Genomic DNA, 20,440 nt, shown 5'->3' with positions numbered 1-20,440 from the left:
CAACCCGCTTCGGCGGGTTTTTTTATGCTCGGAGATCAGCAATGCGACATCCTAACTGGACAATCAGACTCCCAGAAACCTTACAAAAAGCAACACAGAAGCCATTTTCATGGGGGCTGCATGATTGTTGTTTATTTGCTGCCGATTGTGCAGTTGCCGTATGCGGTATCGATATCGCAGAAAAGGCGCGTGGCAGATATAAAACCAAAGCTGGAGCTATGCGAGTCTTAAAGTCTGAGTTCGGTGACTTGGAAACAGGGCTATCAGATTTCTTTGCAGAAATTGAACCTGATAGAGCAATGCGTGGCGATATCGTCATGTTTAACGGCGATGACGGGAAGACGCTTGGCGTTATATGGGCAAATAAAGTTTGGGCGGTTACCGAGTCAGGGGCAATGCCAGTTAATCATCAACCAGTCAAAGCGTGGAGAGTAGAGTAAATGGGAAAGACGGTCACTAACATTGTCTCTGCTGGGTTGATGATTGCAGGGGTCATCGCCACTGGTGGATTGGGTACAGCATTAATCGTAGCGGGTATTGCTGTGCAAGCTGCTGGTACCATGATCTTCAAAGATAAAATGCCATCGATGAGCTATCGGGACCAATCTGAACGAAAACAAATGCTACGCTCTGCGGTTGCATCAGAAACTATTATTGTGGGGAAAACGGTGTGTTCTGGTTTATTGTTTTTCGCAGAAGAAGAGCGCGGCGAACAAGATGAAAATGAACGTCTATTTATGGCATTAGCCATTGCTGCACACAAAGTTGATCACATCGGCAAGATTTGGCTGAATGATGATTTGATAGGAACTTTCGGCGATAAAGCGGGTTATGAGTTTCATAACTCCCGGAGTGATTGTGACCCATACATGCTAAAGAATGCACCATCATGGAAAGAAGACATGATCGGGGATGGTCTGGCATGGTTACGGTTAACGCTGAAATACGATGCTGAAAAATTTCCGTACGGCGTGCCAAACGTCAAAGTAGAGGTTTGGGGTAAGCAGCTATTCGATCCTCGCACGAATAAAACAATCTGGAACAACAATGGGGCGCTGGTAGTTCTCGATTTTTATCGCAGCTATCTTAGTGTGCCTGATGCTGATATCGATTTTGAATCATTCAAGGTCGCTGCAGATCTATGTGACGAACAAGTCGTTAGCCCAGAAGGTGTTGCCGAACCACGCTACACAATTAATGGGGCCTATGAACTTTCTGAATCTCCAGCATCGATACTCGATCACATGCACAAATGCATTGCAGCGGAGCCGACCTATGTAGCCGGCAAGCACGGGATTTTAATGCAGGCTTACAATGGCCCAGCAGTATTACGCATTGAACCGAATCAAATCATTGATACCGTTAACATCACGCCGGAACTGGCTTTACGCGATGCCACTAATGCGATTTACGGGACGTTTGTTGATGCCGAGCAGTTGTACATCAAAACTGACTTTGAGCCTGTCATTATCGAAGAATGGATTGATGAAGATGGGTTAGAAATCAAAGAGAACATGGATTACCGGTTTGTCACTAGCCCATACCAAGCAGCTAGGCTTTCTAATTTATATCTACGGAAAAAGCGTGCAGGTCGCCGTGTTCAATTGCGCATGAATATGGATGGTTACGCGTATCGACCAGGAGAGGTTGTTTTATTAAATCTTCCTCATATTGGTATTCAAAACCTTGAGTTTCGTGTCGCTGAGTGGAAATTTCACCCGCAGGAAGGAGTTGATATCCTCCTCGAGGAGGATGGTGCTTATATTTATGAGGATGTGATCGGCAAGCCATTTGTTAGACCACCGTTTACTGTATTGCCGACGGGCGGCGTGGCGCCACCTTTAAACCTCTTATTTGTGACGGTTAGTATCGGCGAGATTGTTCAGGGATATCTGAGTTGGAAATCAGCTGCTGCAGATGTTCGCTACAATACAGTGAACATTATTCAAGATGGGAAAGTGATTCAATCAATTCAGGTACCGCAAGATAGAGTCGACTTGTCAGGACTTGTTCGCGGATCCTATCGCGCTGAAGTTCGTTCAATTAATGCCGCTGGCGCCATGTCTGCACCCGCCATTATTGATTTTGATATTCAAGCACCACCTAAGCCTGTCAGTGTTGAAGTGACTGGCGGGATGTTCTCATTAACATGCGTTCCACACGCTGGCGAGTCAGCACAACACGGCTATACATTTGAATTCTGGTTCAGCGACAAGAAGCTGGCAAACACTAACGATTTGGAAGTTACAACAAAATCCAATCGGTTAGGGCAAGGGCAGTTCTGGACGAAAGAGAGTTTAAAAGCGGGTACCGATTATTGGTTTTATGTTCGAACGGTCAACAGTTACGGAAAGTCTCAATTCGTTGAAGCAACTGGACAGCCAAATGCTTTACCTGAAGGCGCGTTAGATGAAATGGGTAACCAGTTCATGACTACCGAAGCTGGCAAGCGACTTGAAGACCGACTCAACTGGCTCGACGAAGCAAACTTGATACAAGGTTCTGCAACATTCGAAGTTCAGCAAGATTTGTTCACAAAGCATGGTCAATCGATGGCTGAAATTAAGCGACTAGACCGCGTGTTTGCTAGCGCCGAGTTGGCATGGGCTCAATCTGTTGTTGAAGTGAATGCGTCGATAAATGGAGTGAAAGCAGGGGTAATCAAGAACGACCAAGCTATTGCAAGTTTAGATAAAGCATTCTCAGAGTCACAAACTCGGGTGCAAGCTCAATTTGGTGAGCAAAGTGCGCTTATTGACACGAAGGCAACAACTGAGTTTACGGCTACTGGTGAAGGCTACGCAACGTGGGATGTGAACGCAGGTGTTTGGTACAACAAGCAATTCTACAAAGCGGGTATGGTTATTAGCGCTGAAGTGAAGGCTGGAAAAGTCAGCACTTACATCGGATTTATGGCGAATAACTTTGCTTTCATCAACCCATCTAATGGCAAGTTTGAAACGTTTATGTATATGAAGAACGGTCAGATTTTCATGAATGAAACGTTCATCGATAAAGCGTGGCTAAATAGCGTGGTTGTAACTGACAAAATGACGTCAGCAAACTATGTCCCCGGCAAGGTGGGTTTTAATATCGATGCTAAAACAGGTGATGCTGAATTCAATAAGCTGCTCATTAGCGGGGATTTTAAAATAGTTGGGGATGCAGGTCGGGTGTTAGTCGATGGTACCGGAATGACAGTCTATGACGAAAATGGTAGATGGGCGGTGAAAGTGGGGAGGCGTCCAGCATGAGTGATGATTATGGACTATTCATAAACCCAAAGGATGGCGGAAAGCCGATTGAAATCACTAACAATTCCTATCCTCTAACCTTCTTAAAGCATATTGTTATTCATCCACTCAGCCCACAGCCGTATCAAAAAAATAAGTCTGTTAATGTACCAGGAATGTCAAAATACAATGTGGTTATTGTGCCCTCAGCGTTATGCCACTTTCTGGCTTATGGTTCGGTGCAGGGCGTGAGTATCGGAAGCTATTGGGTGTCTGGCGATACATTCTATTGTAACTATGACTGGTGGGGCGGTGATTCAGGTTGGTTACCGGGGAGTGATGGTAACTCCCACTTTTTCTTATACGGTGTACTGAAGGAAGCCCCGCAAGACTCTTATGGGCTTTTTATTAACTCGCAGATAGATGCTGCCGTTGATAACTTTAGAGCTATCACCCAAGAATCCACGGTTTCATATTGTGTATTTCGGCAAAAAATATTTATACAAGCGGATAAGAATGGGCGGGGTTATTGGAGCGTTCCGGATTCTATTCCTAACCGTAACTCGGTTTGTGTATTTATTCGACCTGAAAATACAAGCCAAACGATACGTTATGACAGACCTAATAACCGGATAATTTCGCTAGAGTCTGGCTGGGTGTATGTTGTGATATTTGCGTCTGGGTTAAATCTTCAACCTTCCGATGGACTAACGATTTGGAACAGAGAGGGCAAGGTAGTATTCAACTCCGAGTACACACCGTTTTATAACAATGGGCAGATAGTTAACACGAGCAATAATGTTGCCACAAGTAAATTTGATGTCCCGATGTTCACGATGGATAGCCCCAATACATGGCTGGAGAATGAGGGAAATACCGTTAACTGTTACATGTCTGGATTTAGGGTATCAGGGAAACAGCTTATAGCGAAAAGGATGTGGACCATTGGTGATTACCCCACGTATGCCAACTACATGTACAACAAGATAGTGTATGCCGGCAGCTACGCCATCGACTTCAACGACTACTTCTAAATACTCAATTCAACGATAAGCCGCTTAACTGCGGTTTTTTTTGCGTCCAAATTTTGGAGTTAATATGATTTATCAAACAGGCACAATCAAAACGACAGCGGGTCAGACTAAAATTACCGGCACAGGAACTCGCTGGAAAGATAACTTAGCCGGCATATCAGAAGGCTGCCCAATCTCTTATCTCATCAATAACGTTGTGTACATGAACACAATATTATCAGTGAACTCAGATACAGAGATTAACCTCACTTATCCTGTGACAGTGGCAGCTTCAGCAGCCAAGTATCAGATAGCGACATTCGTTCTAGACAGCATGAGCGATGGCGTTCGCAAGATGCTAGCGAATCAGCAGTATATCCAGTATTTCTTGCGAAATATGGATACATGGCTAACACAGGACGGCATCGTTGAAATTAAAACTCCAACAGGGGAAACGGTAAGGCTAGAAAGTATTATTGCGCTGAAAAAATTAATAGATGATAAGTTTGATAAAAAAGGTGGCGGTATATCTGGGGCTATTGATGTTGGTGGAAACATCACATCAAAAAATGATGTAATTCAAGTTACAAATGAAAGAACAGGAAACAACATCCAGTTAGATACAACGGTACCTGGAACCGCAAGATTAAATACGCAGAGAAAGGGCGGGGCTTGGAAAAATCATGTAATACCTGATGCCAGCGGAACGCTAATGCAGGTTGGGGATTGCGGCTTAGGTGATGTCGTAGCAAAATATCCGACTGGTTTTGATCTTGATAATGCCTTAGCTACAGGGTCTTGGGATCCAGGAGGGTCATTAAACGTAAATGGAGCACCATTTGGATGTCAGTACGCCCCTACTTTTACAGTCTCTAGAAATACAGCAGAAAAATTTCAATTAGCAGCATGGCAAAAAGATTTTTTCTTCAGATATTTTAGAGCAGGAGCTTTCCAAAGTTGGGGTGTTGTTTATTCAACACTTAATACTATAAAAGATGCAAACGGAAATATAAAAGCAGCATCTCCTGTCATTAAAGTTTTCACAGATGATATTGAACCTAACGAAGAGGCTGAAGGAGTTGAACTAGAAAAACTCGGTACCGGTCGCTATAAACTCAAAGGCACTCTCGGTATGAACTCTGACGCAAGTTGGGGCGGGATTCACGGAGGCTTAGTTGTACCGAATGGGATTAATAACCTACCTTTAGTTTGGGCTGATTTTGATGTACTGCCAGACGGTGACATCATCATTGAAACTCGTTATAGAAAGCACACTCTTCATCCTCGACTCGAAGCCCAGCGCCTAATGACTTATCCAGAGTTTCTCGATGAGAATAACATTGAGCGTGAAGACTATGACTATTGCGATATTCCAAATGGTCACTGGATTGATGTTCGTGTGAATATGCCAAGTGATTCTATCTACAATCAGAAGCTAGCTGAAGCTGAGCGATTAGCGAAAATTGAAGCTGAGCGGGTAGCGAAAGAAGAAGTTGAAAAAGCTGCACGTGAGGAAGCGGAGAGATTAGAGGAAGAATCCAAACAAGAACAAGCAAGCAAACTAGAAGAGTAATAACTAAGGTGCGCCAGCTCGAGTAGTTGGCGCACTCAGATCATTTATCGAAATACTCTACTTCCTCAGTTTCTTTCATTTCAGGCATCCAATCTCCATCATTCCAAATTTCTTCCAGCGTTTCTTCAATGTAGGTTTTCTTTTCGTTCTTACCAAGGCCATCAATAGAAACATTAGCTTGAGATCCCCAACTAATATCGATATTTAAATCAGGGTATTTGGGGTTCAATCTTTTTGTGATCTCATTTCTCAATGCGTCGAAAGTCCCCATAGGTAATTTACCTTTCATGCTTGCAGCGAAGCGAACTTTAATAGTAACCATCGTACATTCTCCTTACATAAAGTGCTGTATATAAAAACAGTTAAATAATAACTGTGATTATATACAGTAAAATATTAATGGAGATCAAGAAATAAGGTAAAATTTATCTTATGGCTAAGAAAATGACTTCCCCAAAACCATTTAAATAATATCGTTAAATCAAGAGGTTAAATGATAGTTGAAAATGGCATAAAACCAAGGGTTAATGCCATTTAAATAATTATGAATCAATAAGTTAAGTTATTATTAAGCGCATGAATAAAATACACATGCAAACTAGGTATAAATACGAAGTTAATCGCGCGCATTTTATACTGTATTGAAGAGGGATATCTGGTCAAGAGTCGGATTTTGGCTTTTTGAATAAACTGAAAATAATCCGATGAGCGTTTTTCGTGAATTTTTAAATTATTTGATGTGCGTCACAAAATTTAGGTGCTATAAGTTAGTCATCAGCCCATGGTACACTGGGATAAATTGAGAATTCAGTACCAAAATGAAGACAAAATATTTTTAATGGCTTAGCTTTATTGAATTGCTATTTAGTGAATAGATATCATTGATAATAAAGGCTATGCTTAAATTGAATTTCCACACTGAGTAATACGACTGAGCACGAAAGTAATGAGTGATTTTCTGGGCACATTTAAAACTGACACAATTTTTAAAGATGAAGTTGAAAAGGCGCTGCAACCACCATCGATGTATAAAGTACTGTTAAATAATGATGATTATACGCCGATGGATTTTGTTGTTGAGGTGTTACAAAAATACTTTTCTTTTGATGAAGAACGCGCTACACAGATAATGTTAGATGTGCATTTTCAAGGTAAAGGTATTTGCGGTGTTTATACTGCTGAAGTTGCAGAAACGAAAGCCGCCCAAGTCAATGCTTTTGCAAGGGAACATGAATATCCTTTATTGTGTACTATAGAGAAAGTCTGAAGAGTCTTAATATCAATTTTGGGAGGTGCTTATGCTCAATCAAGAATTGGAGCTTAGTCTAAATGTTGCTTTTACCAGAGCGAAAGACAATCGCCATGAATTTATGACTGTGGAGCACCTATTGCTGGCATTATTGAGCAATATCTCTGCGCGTGAAGCTTTAGAGGCTTGTAAGGTCGACTTAGTTGCCTTGAGACAAGAACTCGAACATTTTATTGCCCAAACCACGCCTCTATTGCCTGAGAATGATACGCGAGACACTCAACCGACTTTGAGTTTCCAGCGCGTACTGCAACGTGCTGTTTTTCATGTTCAATCATCAGGACGCAGCGAAGTGACTGGCGCGAATGTGCTAGTGGCGATTTTTAGCGAACAAGAATCCCAAGCGGCTTATTTATTACGTAAGCATGATGTTAGCCGCCTCGATGTGGTTAATTATATTTCCCACGGTACCATTAAAGGTGAAGATTCTTCTTCATCGGAGGATGATGCCGCAAACAATACACCACCAAGTGAAGAGCAGCCGGTCTCAGAAGACCATATGGACAACTTCACTACCAATCTGAACCAACAGGCTAAGAAAGGGAATATCGACCCGCTGGTGGGACGTCAGGCTGAATTAGAGCGTACCATTCAAGTGTTGTGCCGTCGCCGCAAGAATAATCCATTATTGGTTGGGGAATCCGGCGTAGGTAAAACGGCGATCGCTGAGGGCTTAGCGTGGCGTATTGAGCAAAATGATGTGCCTGAAGTGATGAAAGATTGCACAATCTACTCACTGGATATCGGCTCATTGTTGGCAGGCACTAAATATCGCGGTGATTTTGAAAAACGTTTCAAAGCGCTGCTGAAAATGTTGGAAAAAGATCCGAAAAGCATTCTGTTTATCGATGAGATTCACACAATTATTGGTGCTGGTGCGGCATCGGGTGGACAGGTAGACGCCGCAAACTTGATTAAGCCGCTGTTATCAAGTGGGCGTATTCGTGTGATTGGCTCTACGACCTATCAAGAATTTAGCAATATCTTTGAGAAGGATAGAGCGCTGGCTCGACGTTTCCAAAAAATTGATATTGTGGAACCTACTCCTGAAGAAACTGTGCGTATCATTAATGGGTTGAAACCGAAATATGAGTCTCACCATGATGTTCGCTACACCGCGAAAGCCATTCAGGCTGCGGTGGATTTATCGGTGAAATACATTACCGATCGCCATCTGCCAGATAAAGCCATTGATGTTATCGATGAAGCGGGAGCAAGAACGCGTTTAGTGGCGCCTAGCAAACGTAAGAAAACCATCGGTGTACCTGAAATCGAAACCGTGGTGGCGCGTATTGCGCGTATTCCAGAAAAAACCGTTTCCTCGAGCGATAAAGATCGTTTGAGAACCTTAGACTCACGCCTGAAGATGTTAGTCTTTGGACAAGATAAAGCGATTGAGGCGCTGTCTGAGGCGATTAAAATGAATCGCGCAGGCTTAGGGTTAGATCATAAGCCTGTCGGCTCCTTCTTGTTTGCAGGGCCAACTGGCGTGGGTAAAACGGAAGTCACCGTGCAGCTGGCAAAAGCGTTGGATGTGAAACTGCTGCGCTTTGATATGTCTGAATATATGGAACGCCATACGGTTAGCCGACTGATTGGTGCGCCTCCGGGGTATGTTGGTTTTGACCAAGGTGGATTGCTGACCGATGCCGTCATTAAGCATCCGCATTCCGTCGTGTTATTGGACGAAATCGAAAAAGCGCACCCGGATGTGTTTAACATTCTTCTGCAAGTGATGGATCACGGTACGCTGACGGACAATAACGGTCGTAAAGCGGATTTCCGTAATGTGATTGTGGTAATGACCACCAACGCAGGGGTGCAAGAAACTCAGCGCCGCTCGATTGGTTTTGCAGAGCAAGATAATAGTACGGATGCGATGTCTGAAATTAAAAAGACATTTTCACCGGAATTCCGTAACCGTCTTGATGGCATTATTTGGTTTAATGCGCTGTCGATGGATATCATCACGCAAGTGGTGGATAAATTCATTGTTGAGTTGCAAGCACAGTTGGATGAGAAGGGTGTTTCGATTGAGGTAAGCCAAGCGGCTCGTCGTTGGTTGTGTGAGAAAGGGTATGACAAAGCAATGGGGGCCCGACCTATGGCGCGTGTCATTCAGGATAACCTGAAGAAACCATTGGCAAATGAACTGTTATTTGGTTCGTTAACGAATGGCGGCTCGGTGAGTATCGGGCTTGATGAAAAGAGTCACACACTGACATACAGCTTCAGTAGCGTACACAAGGCCTCTCCAGAGGATGCTGTAATCTGACAATAGCTAGTACCACAGGTGTCTTAGGCACCTGTGGTCTTGTCAGGCCTTGCCTGAAAATCGAAAATCAGCGGCTACGGAAAATGATGCGGCCTTTGCTCAGGTCGTAAGGAGTTAACTCTACAGTTACCTTGTCGCCTGTCAGAATGCGGATGTAGTTTTTACGCATTTTACCAGAGATGTGCGCAGTCACAACGTGACCGTTTTCTAGTTCAACGCGGAACATTGTATTTGGCAGGGTATCCAAAACCGTTCCCTGCATTTCAATATTATCTTCTTTGGCCATCTAATCCTCTAAGTCTAATAACCGTGATTTTTTACGGGCAAGATAATGCCCAAAAACCCACACTAAGTAAAGAAGTGTCGCATTTTAAAGCGATCTTTCTTTAAAATAGTTGGGGATAAAATTACTGTATTGCCACTTTCTATCGCTTAAAAAGTGGTGATTTTTCAAATGATTGAGGTAAATCAATTGACTGTGGTAACCAGCATGCTGGGTCAATCCGCAGGTCACGCCACCGATAAAGAATATGCAGAAAATCCCTGCGGGAGATCTCCGTCGCGCCAAGTGAAGCGGTGTGGTGGTTAAGTACCTGACAATCAAAAAGTTGCCCATTATAGCGCAAAAAATGAAAATAGAATGTAATAAAAGCACATTTGGACGCATCATTCATTCTACTGAACATAGACTCCCCACAAAATAGGTGTCCCATGTTCACGCCATACAAACCGCCCACCAGCTGATCACCATGCCACGCCTCAATCGAGTGGGCGAGCCCTTCTTGATGAAGCGCTAGGTAACCAGCCTGTACGGAAGGAAGGATCCACGTTCCTTCTGCACGAACTGCACAAGCCGCTATCACCTCTTTGAACGCATGATTTATGGTAATGCGATAAGGAGATTTTTTTAATGTTTTGATCATGGAACGGCTGATATGCAAGTCGCCCACTCTCAAGACGGCTCGCGGATCGGGTGACCACCATAAAGGCACTTCACCAGGGTTAAACCAAGGAAAAATGCCATCATAGTATGCGGCTTGTAAGCGGCGAGATGATAAATCACCGCCGATCGCCAGTAACCCATTAGGTTCCCGCATCGCTTCAGACACGGGCGGGAACAGGTATGAATCATCGTCTAATTGGTACATGGTGCACCTCAGCGAGTTTGCTGAACCAAATGACGTTGACGGAACTGATAATAACGACCTTGCTCAGCTAATAATTGCGAGTGTGAGCCTTGTTCGATAATTTCGCCATTATCCATCACACAAATGGTATCCATTTGCTCTAAACCTTGCATACGATGGGTGATTACCAGCAGGGTTTTATCGGCACATTTTTGCTTGAGCAGGCTGAGAATTTGCTGTTCAGTGTGGGCATCTAACCCTTCTGTTGGCTCATCCATTAATACCAGCGGCGTATTGTGCAGAAGGGCGCGAGCGATACCTAAGCGGCGCTGCTCTCCTCCTGATAATTGACGACCGCCTTCACCCATCCATGCGTTTAATTTTAGCTGATTATCCAACAAATTATCTAAGCCAACTTGAGTCAGTACATCGCACAGTTGCTCGTCAGTGGCTTGCTCGTTGGCTAATAATAAGTTATTGCGTAGGGTATCACTGAAGACATGAACACGCTGAGGAACCACGGACATCACGCCACGTAGCGCTTCTTCGCTGTAAGCTTGAATTGGCTGGCCATTAATCGATATCACGCCACTGTCCACATCCCAAGCGCGGGTGAGCAATTGCAGCAGCGTTGATTTACCGCAGCCCGTTTTTCCTAATAACGCGATGTGCTCACCTCGTTTGATCGACAAAGTGATATTTTTTAGTACGGCGAAAGGCTGTTCTGGATAAGTGAACGTCACGTTATCAATGATTAAATTTTCTAGCGATTTTAGTTCATTACCTTGATTGACAAAGTTCACTTCCGGTTTCGCATGCATTAACTGAGAGACACGGGTAGCCGATGCGATCACTTGCCCCATGTGTTGGAATGCGACGGCAACAGGCCCTAACGCTTCAAATGAGGCTAATGCACAGAAAACAAATAAGGCAATCAGCGCACCGGGTTGTGTATTTCCGCCAACATGTTCAGCGGCCATCCATAAAAGCAAGGTTGCGGTAAGCCCTGATGCACACAAAATAATGGCTTGAGATAAACCTGTCAGTGCAGCTTGCTGCTGCTGGCGACCTTGCCATGAATTTTCGATGCTTGATAAGTGTTGACGAAAACGTTGAGTCGCACCAAATAAGGCTAATTCGGCTTGGCCTTGTAATGCTGAAGTTAATACGATGCGGTAATTTCCGCGCAGTTCAGTCAGTTCGCGTCCAATCGGTTTACCAGCACGATAAAATACAAATGGCATCGTAAACAGCAGGAACAGCATAACGCCGCCTAATGTCCATGCTAGGCGAGGGTCAAGGAAGCTTAAACCAATAATCAGGACAAACGTGACAAAGAAAGCACTGACAATCGGGGAGAGAACGCGCAAGTAAAGGTGGTCTAGGGTTTCGACATCCGCCACCAATCGGTTTAATAGATCCCCTTGGCGGAAACGGCTGATCCCACCGGGAGATAGCGGTAAAACCTTACTGAAGGCGAAAACTCGCAGATGGGCTAAGACTTTAAATGTTGCATCATGGCTGACTAAACGCTCGGCATAACGTCCCGCAGTACGGAAAATAGCCGCACCACGAACTCCAGCCGCAGGGAGCATATAGTTAAAGAAAAAGATCCCCGGCGCACCAACGATAGCAGCACCGGCTAAGAACCATCCCGATAACGTGAGAAGGCCAATACTGGAAAGCAGCGTGACAATCGCCAGAATGATCCCTAAGGAAATCAAAAACCAATGACGGCGATAGAGGGCTAAGAAGGGGAGTAACACTTTCATTTTCAAAGCTCCTCTTGGCGATGAGCGAGTAATTGGGCAAAGGCACCTTCAGACTGGCTCAGTTGTTGGTAGTCACCACGCTGGATAATTTTCCCGTTAGACATCACCCAAATTTGGTCGTAATCCATGGTTTCTTCAAGTAAATGGGTGACTAACAACGTGGTTTGCTGCTCAGATAGTTGATTCAGTGTTTCCATTACCCGCTGTTCGCTGTGTGCATCTAAGCTGGCCGCTGGCTCATCTAATAGCAATAAGCGAGAAGGTTTTAAGAGTACGCGAGCGACAGCGACACGTTGGGCTTGCCCAACAGAAAGACGTGCAGCGAAATCGCCTAAGCGAGTATTTAACCCATCCGGTAAGTTTGGCAGAAATTCCGCCACATAGGCTTTTTCAATTGCTGATTGAATTTCTGTTTCGGTAGCATCAGGTTTACCTAGGCAAATATTTTCTTGCAATGTTTGCTCAGGCAAATGTGGGTTTTGCCCAACCCAGCCCACTAAAGCACGCCATTGTTCTGGGCATAATTGATTGAGCTCATTGCCATTAATCGTGATGGAACCTTGGTAAGGCAGGAAGCCAAGTAATAAGTTTAATAGGGAGCTTTTACCCGCACCACTTTGGCCAACTAAGGCAATGCGTTGCTGCGGCTCAATGATGAAATCGAGAGGGCCCGCGAGGATAGTGCCATCATGGGAGAGAACTTCCAGCTGTTTGGCTTCAATGCGAATAGGTTGCTCATCAATCACCTTATCGCCTTGTGGTAATTGTTCATCACCTTGGCTTTCGAGTAAGGTTACCAGCGATTCAGCAGCGCCCACAGCTTGGGCTTTTGCGTGATAGTAAGTGCCTAGGTCGCGCAGAGGTTGGAAAAATTCAGGGGATAAAATCAGTGCAAGGAAACCTGCAAATAGTGTGACAGGCAGACCATAGCTACCGAAACTTAACTCTCCAAGATAAGAGAATCCGAAATAAACAGCGACCACTGCAATGGAAATTGACGCGAAAAATTCTAAGACACCGGAAGATAGAAATGCCATACGCAGCACTTCCATGGTGCGCGAACGGAAGTCTTCAGTGGATTCACGAATTTGGGTGACTTCTGCTTTGCCTCGGAAGAACAGGCGTAGGGTGTCTAATCCACGTAAACGGTCGAGGAAACTGCCACTCAAACGGCTTAAAGCAAGGAAGTTACGGCGGTTAGCATCGGCAGCACCCAGCCCAACCAGTGCCATGAAAATCGGAATTAACGGTGCGGTTGCAAATAAGATCAGCGCAGCTGCCCAGTTAAAAGGGAAGATGGCAATCAAGATCATGATTGGGATGATGGTGGCTAAATACATTTGCGGAAGATAGCGAGAATAGTAATCTTGCATATCTTCAATCTGCTCAAGAATAATCGTCGCCCAGCTTCCTGCTGGCTTACCTTTGACCCAAACAGGGCCTAATTCTTGCAGTTTATCTAATACCATGCCGCGGACTTGCTGTCTGACAACTTGTCCACAACGGTAGCCAGCGCGTTCACGAAGATAATGAACAACACCGCGTAAAATAAAGACACTAATTAATAACGCAAAGTCGGTGAGGAGTTGCTCGCGTGGAATACTCTCCATCATGAGCGCTTGTAGGATCACGGCGAGGAACCAAGCCTGCGCAATAATTAATAAACCGCTGACTATGCCTAATAGCATAGAAATTCGGAGCCAACGCTTAGCAGGAGCGCTGTGTTGCTTTAACCAACGCACCAATTCAGTCTGTCTTGATTTATCCATAATGATTTAGTTAGCAGGTGTAGTTTTCATGTTATTGAGTGCGGTTAAGATTGTTGACTTTGTCATCAAATCTAACCGAATTTTTGCCTATCATAACAGCTTCCATTCGATATGTTACATAATAAAAGCCAGTTATTTGAATAGAACAATTTTTGTTATCAATATGTTTTGCAAAGGTAAATTATATTAAGATTAATAAATTTATATTCATAGTTTCTTAAGTAAATAAAGATAAAAAATTAGTTTTTAATTTCGACTCAACTTTTTTTTCATGTCAAATAGAGCATCGTATACTAATAAATCAGGGTTTTTCTCACAAAAAAGATTGACATAGTCATGAATAGTTCCAAGACTAGCTTCTTTTGCAAAATCTCCACTTTTTTCAAAGTAATTTATAGTGGTAGCAACACCAGCTAACCATAATGTTTTCTCATATCTATCTGTTATACCATCACCTTTTTCAATAAAAATACTACATCTAACAAGTGATTTACCATATGAAGTAAAAATATGTTCTTTAGCTTGTGTATAATGAGAAAATATAACCATTAGTATGAATAATATGCTTCTCATTTAAATATCCTTATGATAAAAATAATGATTCATTTGTGTTGCTTCTAGATTTAAAAATGAAATCAACTGAATAATATTTATAATGAAAAAAAAGGAAACCATAAAAAATCCGAAAAATGAGTTTAAAATTAAATCGTTGAATGTATTCATTATTCCTAGATATGTTGGAATGCCTATTAAAGATAGCAATAAAAAAATAAATACTACTCTAGTAATAGAATAAAACTGAATGGATGACTTAATTTCTTTTTTAGTGGATTTAACATCAAGTGATAATTTATTTAGAATTTCACAATTCTTTTTTGATGAGTAGCAGGCGTAAATATTTAGGATATGAGGATAACATAGAGAGTTGTTCTTTATCTTTTTTAATAAAATAATCTCACTATATCTTGTCACATAGAGTGTTCCTATCCAGATTGAAATGAAAACAGGCATGAAATAGACTAAAAACGATTGAATGTTAACGATAGATATAGTGGTTTTTAAATCACCTATTTTAAATGGAATATGTACAGGAGTGTCAATGTCATATATGGATACTTTCATGTTATCTAAACTTTCGATTTCTTTATTTATTTCTATTTTTATTTTATCGAAATCCCAGTTCTGATCACTCATTAGATTATGTTTGTTTTTAAAATTCCCAGTATTATTAAATGCAAGATTTAATAAATACTTTAATTCAGTATCTTTAGCTAGAGTAATATCTTTTACCTCTTCTAATCCTAATCTTTTTCTTATGTCATTAACTGTTATTAAGTCTGTATCTTTTCTAAAATTTATCGTGGGAGTGTATTCTTCATTAGTTGGTGATACTAAATTTAATCCGACTTTTTTTCTTATTTCATTTTGACTTGCTATAAAATCAGGGCTGATTTTATTTTTTTGATTAAATTCACTTAATCTTAGTTCTTCTTCTTCATTGAATTTTACATGATAATTAACTATTTCTTTAATTTTAACAATCAACTTTTCATTTTCATTCATTTCTTTTAATATTCGTTTGTATTCACTTGTAGTTGAAAGTACTGATATTTCAGAAACGGATTTTGATAGAGAATATGTTATAATACTTAGAATTATTACTATAATACTGAGAAACAAAAGACGTTCAAATCGTTTACCTAACACATATAGTCGTTCCATTCTGATTTATACCATAAAATATAGTTATACTTACTCACATTCTATCACCCTTGGTGAATTGTTATCAAACAAAAAGCCCCATTCTATTTCGTTGCGAACTTAATGAACGACAACGTAAAAATGAGGCTTCAAGGAATTTCAGATTAGCGATTGTTAGATTAAAAAACTATTTCTTGTCTGCTAACCCGTCAAGGTAACGCTCGGCATCTAATGCCGCCATGCAGCCAGTGCCGGCTGAGGTAATTGCTTGGCGGTAGATGTGATCCATTACATCGCCAGCCGCAAAGATCCCTTCAACAGATGTTTGAGTGGCGTTACCGTTGGTGCCGGATTGCACTTTAATATAGCCATTATTTAAAGCTAACTGACCGTCAAAAATTGCGGTGTTAGGGCTATGACCGATAGCGATAAAGGCGCCCATGACAGCAACATCTTCCGTTTTATCGGTTTTGGTGCAACGTAAACGAACGCCTGTAACGCCCATATCATCGCCCAGAACTTCATCTAATGTGTTGTCGGTATGCAGAACAATGTTCCCATTTTCAACTTTATCCATCAGGCGATTAACCAGAATTTTTTCCGCTCTGAAGCTATCGCGACGGTGAATTAAATGTACTTCAGACGCGATATTAGAAAGATACAGCGCTTCTTCAACGGCAGTATTACCGCCACCGACAACCGCAACTTTTTGGTTACGATAGAAGAAACCATCACACGTTGCACAAGCAGAAACTCCGCGACCTTTAAAGGCTTCTTCTGATGGTAGACCGATGTAACGAGCAGACGCGCCTGTCGCAATGATCAATGCGTCACAAGTGTATTCTGTATCATCACCAAAGAGACGGAAAGGGCGCTGTTGGAAATCCACTTTTGTAATGTGGTCGTTGATGATTTCGGTTTCGAATTTTTCTGCATGGGCATGCATGCGCTCCATGAGTCCCGGGCCTGTTAAGCCTTCAGGATCACCCGGCCAGTTTTCAACTTCCGTGGTTGTGGTTAATTGACCGCCTTTTTCCACCCCAGTAATCAGTGCAGGGTGTAAATTTGCGCGAGCTGCGTAAACGGCTGCGGTATAACCTGCAGGACCTGAACCTAAAATGATTAACTTGCGATGTGTGGTTGTGCTCATGAATTCCTCTTTTTAGTCTCAAAAAAGCATAAGAACGATTGTAGGAGAAATAGGGGGGTAACAAAAGTGATTTAACCATTCATTGATGTGGAGGGGACAAATTTTTCTGATAGGCAATACCAATTAAGAGTTAAAAAATGAGAGGGAAAGTGCTTTAATCACGAAACGGTAATTTTAGGAATTATCTTGAATTGCGTCTGCGAAACGTTTTACTGAAAAAAAAACCGAAATCTTGTACTGATTTTTATTCATTTACTTTGACAATCGGCTGCGCATTTGCGAAAACATCTATCTAAGAGTTAATTATCTAGCAGGTCAATGGAAATGGCGCATTTTTGTTCTTACTGGAAAATTAACTTTACGTCACACATTCTGGCAATGTCGCGACGATTGTAAGCCGCTCCAAAGGTAAATATGTTTCGGTTTACGAGAACTTCAGTTATTACGAATAGAATAGGTTCCACGCCCGCTAGTCCGCTTAGGAAGACTGACGAATAGATGGTACCGTTTTATAAGATGTAGAAAATAACAATTAAAGAAAGAGAGATAAGAGATGATTGACAATAAAAAGCGTCCTGGCAAAGACCTTGACCGTATTGACAGGAATATACTGAACGAATTGCAAAAAGACGGGCGTATCTCTAACGTTGAGCTATCTAAGCGTGTTGGTTTATCTCCAACGCCATGTTTAGAGCGTGTTCGTCGTCTTGAAAGACAGGGTTTCATTTCTGGCTATACCGCACTGTTAAATCCACACTATTTAGATGCATCGCTACTGGTTTTCGTTGAAATTACCTTAAACCGTGGAGCACCAGATGTATTCGAACAATTCAACACGGCAGTTCAAAAACTTGAAGAAATTCAAGAATGTCATCTCGTTTCCGGTGACTTTGACTATCTGTTGAAAACGCGTGTGCCAGATATGTCCGCATATCGTAAACTGCTAGGTGAAACGTTATTACGCCTTCCTGGTGTAAACGACACTCGTACCTACGTAGTTATGGAAGAAGTGAAACAAAGCAACCGTTTAGTGATTAAAACTCGCTAATTGCACTTTGTGTTCATCATTCCTGCACAGCAATCTGCATTGTTGTCGCACTGCTGTTTCAACGCTGGGTTTACTCAGCGTTGTTCCGTTTTTAAGCGCTATAATTTTTCTCTTCAGTTTTCCCAATGGTTCTTTTTCGAACATTCTCTCGTCGCTGTCTGCGATAGACTCAAAATTAGTCAGAAATTTTCATTTCAATTTATTGATTTTAAAGCTATAAACAATTAAGAATTTTGACCTTAAATAGAGTTTGAAACCCTATTCGTAAGATGAAATACTGAGTCTTATGGTCTCTATGGTGTGATAATTTGTCTTAATCCCCTTAAAGCAGGCGCGTTTAGAGGATTAGTGTTAGAATAATCATAGGATAATCACGTATTAAGCAAGAACATCAGTCAGTAAAGAAACAATAATGAGCCAAGAATATACCGAAGATAAGTACATCAAATTTAAAAAGCTCAGTAGCGGCAGACGGCTATTAGAGGTGATTTTGTTGGCAATCTGCCTCTGTGCGATTTTTCTTATGGTCGCGCTATGGAGCTTTAATCCTTCCGATCCAAGTTGGTCACAAACTAACTGGGACGCTCCCGTTAAAAACTTAGGGGGAAGTATTGGTTCATGGAGTGCGGATATCCTGTTTTCTGCATTTGGTATTCTCGCGTTTGCGATCCCGCCATTGTTGTTACTCGGGTGTTGGGCAATTTATCACTATGAAAGCCAGCGCCGCTATATTGACTTTTTCTCACTCTCTTTACGCCTTATTGGCGGGTTAGCACTGATCCTTTCATCTTGTGGTTTGGCCGCACTCAACTTTGATGATTTACCTAACTTCGCTTCTGGCGGGGTCATTGGCAGTGTATTCAGTACTGCAATTATGCCGTGGTTTAATTCATTGGGTGCAACCTTGGCGCTGTTATTCCTTTGGGCAATCAGTTTTACCCTCTTCACGGGTTGGTCTTGGCTGACTATTGCAGAAAAAATAGGGGCAGGGATATTGCTTCCTATCACCTTGCTAACAAACCGCGCCCGTGGTGATGAACTTGATGACTACGATTATGATGTTGAAGAGACCGAAGAGGCGCTACAGCGTGCTCAAATTGCTGAGCATCAAGCAAATGATGAAAACCAACAATTTGATGCGGATGATGTACTGTTTTCCGCGCCAACAGTCTCTGAGCTCATTTCTGAGGATGTACAGCCTGCGGTTGAACCACAGGTTATGGCTGATCCTCTGTTAGCTTCTGAAGCGCAACCGGTTATTGAGCCAGTCCAGCCAAGCGCTTCTTTGGCAGAGCAGCCTACTTTTACTGCTCAACCAACGGAAAATACAGTTTTACCGACATTTTCCGCGACAGAAGAGCCTTCAGCGACTAAAGAGCAGCAAACATACCATTTTGAAGTGCCTGATGATTATCAGCCTCAAGTGGCACCAACGCAGGCATTTTCTCCTGCACTTGTTATACCTCAAGAACCGACATTTACACCTGAGCCCGCTTTTGTTCCAGAACCTGTTTTTGAGTCCAAACCGGCAGCTCCAACATTTACATCATCACAGTTTGCGCCTGTAGAGCCCACCATTGATATGGGAAGCCCTGACGTGAGTGAATCATCGGTAACTAGTCGTGTTGCCAACCCTGCCGCGCTAGCCGCTGCGGGTATTTCGATTGCAGCGATGGAACGCCACGCGCAAGTGAAAAAGAATCTGGAGCCAGAATTACCTCGTCCAAATCCGGTTCGCTTGCCGACTCGCCGTGAACTGTATGGCATTCGTATTCCGTCTCAGCGCGATGCGGAGCTTCAACGTCGTCAAGAGGAAGCCTCTCAGCGTGAACAGGTTTATCAGCAATGGTCTGCGGCTGAAGAGCCTGAAAATGAAGTAAAAACTGACGATGAGCTAGAGCAAGAAAGATTACTGCGCGTTCAATTCTTAGAGCAGCAACGTCAACGCTACGGTGAGCCTGAAGTCGATATGCAGGAGTTTGACACTGCATTTCAGGTTAACCAGCCTGCGGTTGATTCTGTTCCTGCACCAGAGCCAGAAACTCCCCAGGATTATATGCCTGCGAGTACGTTTACTCAGCCAGAAATTGAACATCGTTGGGCTTCTGCTCCGGCATTTACGCCAGCTTTTGAACCGACAAAACAAATAGTGCCAACGGAGCAAACTTCACCTTCTGATATCCATCGCTTTACTGCCCATGCCGATGATGAGCATGAGCTGGATAATGATGCGGATGATTTTGAACCTAAAATTGATTTAAGTACGCCATTATCGGCATTTGAGCGTTTCTCGCCGGTGGATGATTTAGTTGATGATGAGCCAGCAGCGCCGCTGTTTATGCCGTCATTTACCGAACCACCAGTGCAAGCTCATTCGATAACCCAAGAACAGCCGATAGCGCCTGTGCATAATGGAAATGAATTTGTTGCTCATCCGGCGGGGCAGCCTCAAACTGCAGCACAGCAGCCA

General features: G+C 42.8%; 16 protein-coding genes. 8 read left to right on the top strand and 8 right to left on the bottom strand.

What is annotated here, in order from left to right:
• The first annotated feature begins 41 nt into the window (after positions 1 to 41).
• The 4 genes from GKR48_RS14320 (at position 42) to GKR48_RS14305 (ending at position 5,819) form a co-directional block, all read left to right on the top strand.
• Positions 42 to 440: a DUF6950 family protein gene (locus GKR48_RS14320; protein WP_154628564.1), complete on the top strand. Its 399-nt coding sequence runs from the start codon at positions 42 to 44 to the stop codon at positions 438 to 440.
• Complete coding sequence (locus GKR48_RS14315; protein WP_154628563.1) at positions 441 to 3,254, top strand: phage tail tip protein J-related protein; 2,814 nt, start codon at positions 441 to 443, stop codon at positions 3,252 to 3,254.
• Positions 3,221 to 4,267 carry a DUF6453 family protein gene (locus GKR48_RS14310; protein WP_336431175.1) on the top strand — a complete coding sequence of 349 codons (1,047 nt, stop codon included), beginning with the start codon at positions 3,221 to 3,223 and terminating at the stop codon, positions 4,265 to 4,267. The genes GKR48_RS14315 and GKR48_RS14310 overlap by 34 nt, the downstream gene beginning before the upstream one ends.
• Positions 4,268 to 4,331: 64 nt before the next feature.
• A complete protein-coding gene (locus GKR48_RS14305; RefSeq protein WP_154628562.1) occupies positions 4,332 to 5,819 on the top strand; it encodes a phage tail fiber protein in 1,488 nt (495 codons plus the stop codon).
• 40 nt (positions 5,820 to 5,859) lie between these two features.
• Here the strand turns inward: GKR48_RS14305 and GKR48_RS14300 are convergent, their stop codons facing one another.
• Entirely contained in the window at positions 5,860 to 6,141 is a 282-nt protein-coding gene (locus GKR48_RS14300) for a DinI-like family protein (RefSeq protein WP_154628561.1), read from the bottom strand.
• A 624-nt stretch (positions 6,142 to 6,765) separates the two neighbouring features.
• Between GKR48_RS14300 and clpS the strand changes: the two genes are divergently transcribed.
• Together clpS and clpA are read left to right on the top strand one after the other, a co-directional pair.
• On the top strand, positions 6,766 to 7,086 hold the full coding sequence (gene clpS, locus GKR48_RS14295) for an ATP-dependent Clp protease adapter ClpS (protein WP_154628560.1): 321 nt from the start codon (positions 6,766 to 6,768) through the stop codon (positions 7,084 to 7,086).
• A gap of 31 nt (positions 7,087 to 7,117) precedes the next feature.
• Positions 7,118 to 9,403: an ATP-dependent Clp protease ATP-binding subunit ClpA gene (gene clpA, locus GKR48_RS14290; RefSeq protein ID WP_154604273.1), complete on the top strand. Its 2,286-nt coding sequence runs from the start codon at positions 7,118 to 7,120 to the stop codon at positions 9,401 to 9,403.
• A 67-nt stretch (positions 9,404 to 9,470) separates the two neighbouring features.
• On the opposite strand, the gene infA is transcribed toward clpA, so the two are convergent.
• From infA to trxB, 7 genes are all read right to left on the bottom strand, one after another.
• A complete protein-coding gene (infA, locus tag GKR48_RS14285; protein ID WP_004244560.1) occupies positions 9,471 to 9,689 on the bottom strand; it encodes a translation initiation factor IF-1 in 219 nt (72 codons plus the stop codon).
• A gap of 139 nt (positions 9,690 to 9,828) precedes the next feature.
• The gene (gene aat / locus GKR48_RS14280; protein WP_154628559.1) at positions 9,829 to 10,551 is read right to left on the bottom strand and encodes a leucyl/phenylalanyl-tRNA--protein transferase; all 723 of its coding nucleotides are present in this window, start codon (positions 10,549 to 10,551) and stop codon (positions 9,829 to 9,831) included.
• A gap of 8 nt (positions 10,552 to 10,559) precedes the next feature.
• Entirely contained in the window at positions 10,560 to 12,302 is a 1,743-nt protein-coding gene (cydC, locus tag GKR48_RS14275) for a heme ABC transporter ATP-binding protein/permease CydC (protein WP_154628558.1), read from the bottom strand.
• Between the two features lie 2 nt (positions 12,303 to 12,304).
• Entirely contained in the window at positions 12,305 to 14,071 is a 1,767-nt protein-coding gene (gene cydD / locus GKR48_RS14270) for a heme ABC transporter permease/ATP-binding protein CydD (protein ID WP_154628557.1), read from the bottom strand.
• Between the two features lie 246 nt (positions 14,072 to 14,317).
• Entirely contained in the window at positions 14,318 to 14,644 is a 327-nt protein-coding gene (locus GKR48_RS14265; protein ID WP_154628556.1) for a hypothetical protein, read from the bottom strand.
• A complete protein-coding gene (locus tag GKR48_RS14260) occupies positions 14,645 to 15,778 on the bottom strand; it encodes a hypothetical protein (RefSeq protein WP_154628555.1) in 1,134 nt (377 codons plus the stop codon).
• A gap of 181 nt (positions 15,779 to 15,959) precedes the next feature.
• The gene (gene trxB / locus GKR48_RS14255) at positions 15,960 to 16,922 is read right to left on the bottom strand and encodes a thioredoxin-disulfide reductase (RefSeq protein ID WP_132494451.1); all 963 of its coding nucleotides are present in this window, start codon (positions 16,920 to 16,922) and stop codon (positions 15,960 to 15,962) included.
• A 553-nt stretch (positions 16,923 to 17,475) separates the two neighbouring features.
• Between trxB and lrp the strand changes: the two genes are divergently transcribed.
• Both lrp and GKR48_RS14245 read left to right on the top strand, forming a co-directional pair.
• Complete coding sequence (gene lrp / locus GKR48_RS14250; protein ID WP_004918089.1) at positions 17,476 to 17,970, top strand: leucine-responsive transcriptional regulator Lrp; 495 nt, start codon at positions 17,476 to 17,478, stop codon at positions 17,968 to 17,970.
• Positions 17,971 to 18,382: 412 nt separating this feature from the next.
• On the top strand, positions 18,383 to 20,440 hold a 2,058-nt coding region (locus tag GKR48_RS14245), incomplete at its 3' end, for a DNA translocase FtsK 4TM domain-containing protein (protein WP_195848259.1).

Origin of the sequence: Providencia sp. wls1943 (genome assembly GCF_009706275.1) — a bacterium.
In the GTDB taxonomy this organism is placed as follows: domain Bacteria; phylum Pseudomonadota; class Gammaproteobacteria; order Enterobacterales; family Enterobacteriaceae; genus Providencia; species Providencia zhijiangensis.
Note: the sequence above shows the minus strand (reverse complement) of the source record. Positions and strands in the feature narration are given on the sequence as shown.

What these genes read in the sequence shown, in the direction of transcription:
- GKR48_RS14300 (WP_154628561.1), bottom strand. Translation starts at nt 6,141, where the DNA reads ATGGTTACTATTAAAGTTCGCTTCGCTGCAAGCATGAAAGGTAAATTA.
- GKR48_RS14320 (WP_154628564.1), top strand. Translation starts at nt 42, where the DNA reads ATGCGACATCCTAACTGGACAATCAGACTCCCAGAAACCTTACAAAAA.
- GKR48_RS14305 (WP_154628562.1), top strand. Translation starts at nt 4,332, where the DNA reads ATGATTTATCAAACAGGCACAATCAAAACGACAGCGGGTCAGACTAAA.
- cydC (WP_154628558.1), bottom strand. Translation starts at nt 12,302, where the DNA reads ATGAAAGTGTTACTCCCCTTCTTAGCCCTCTATCGCCGTCATTGGTTT.
- GKR48_RS14265 (WP_154628556.1), bottom strand. Translation starts at nt 14,644, where the DNA reads ATGAGAAGCATATTATTCATACTAATGGTTATATTTTCTCATTATACA.
- clpS (WP_154628560.1), top strand. Translation starts at nt 6,766, where the DNA reads ATGAGTGATTTTCTGGGCACATTTAAAACTGACACAATTTTTAAAGAT.
- cydD (WP_154628557.1), bottom strand. Translation starts at nt 14,071, where the DNA reads ATGGATAAATCAAGACAGACTGAATTGGTGCGTTGGTTAAAGCAACAC.
- aat (WP_154628559.1), bottom strand. Translation starts at nt 10,551, where the DNA reads ATGTACCAATTAGACGATGATTCATACCTGTTCCCGCCCGTGTCTGAA.
- infA (WP_004244560.1), bottom strand. Translation starts at nt 9,689, where the DNA reads ATGGCCAAAGAAGATAATATTGAAATGCAGGGAACGGTTTTGGATACC.
- GKR48_RS14315 (WP_154628563.1), top strand. Translation starts at nt 441, where the DNA reads ATGGGAAAGACGGTCACTAACATTGTCTCTGCTGGGTTGATGATTGCA.
- clpA (WP_154604273.1), top strand. Translation starts at nt 7,118, where the DNA reads ATGCTCAATCAAGAATTGGAGCTTAGTCTAAATGTTGCTTTTACCAGA.
- lrp (WP_004918089.1), top strand. Translation starts at nt 17,476, where the DNA reads ATGATTGACAATAAAAAGCGTCCTGGCAAAGACCTTGACCGTATTGAC.
- GKR48_RS14310 (WP_336431175.1), top strand. Translation starts at nt 3,221, where the DNA reads ATGGGCGGTGAAAGTGGGGAGGCGTCCAGCATGAGTGATGATTATGGA.
- trxB (WP_132494451.1), bottom strand. Translation starts at nt 16,922, where the DNA reads ATGAGCACAACCACACATCGCAAGTTAATCATTTTAGGTTCAGGTCCT.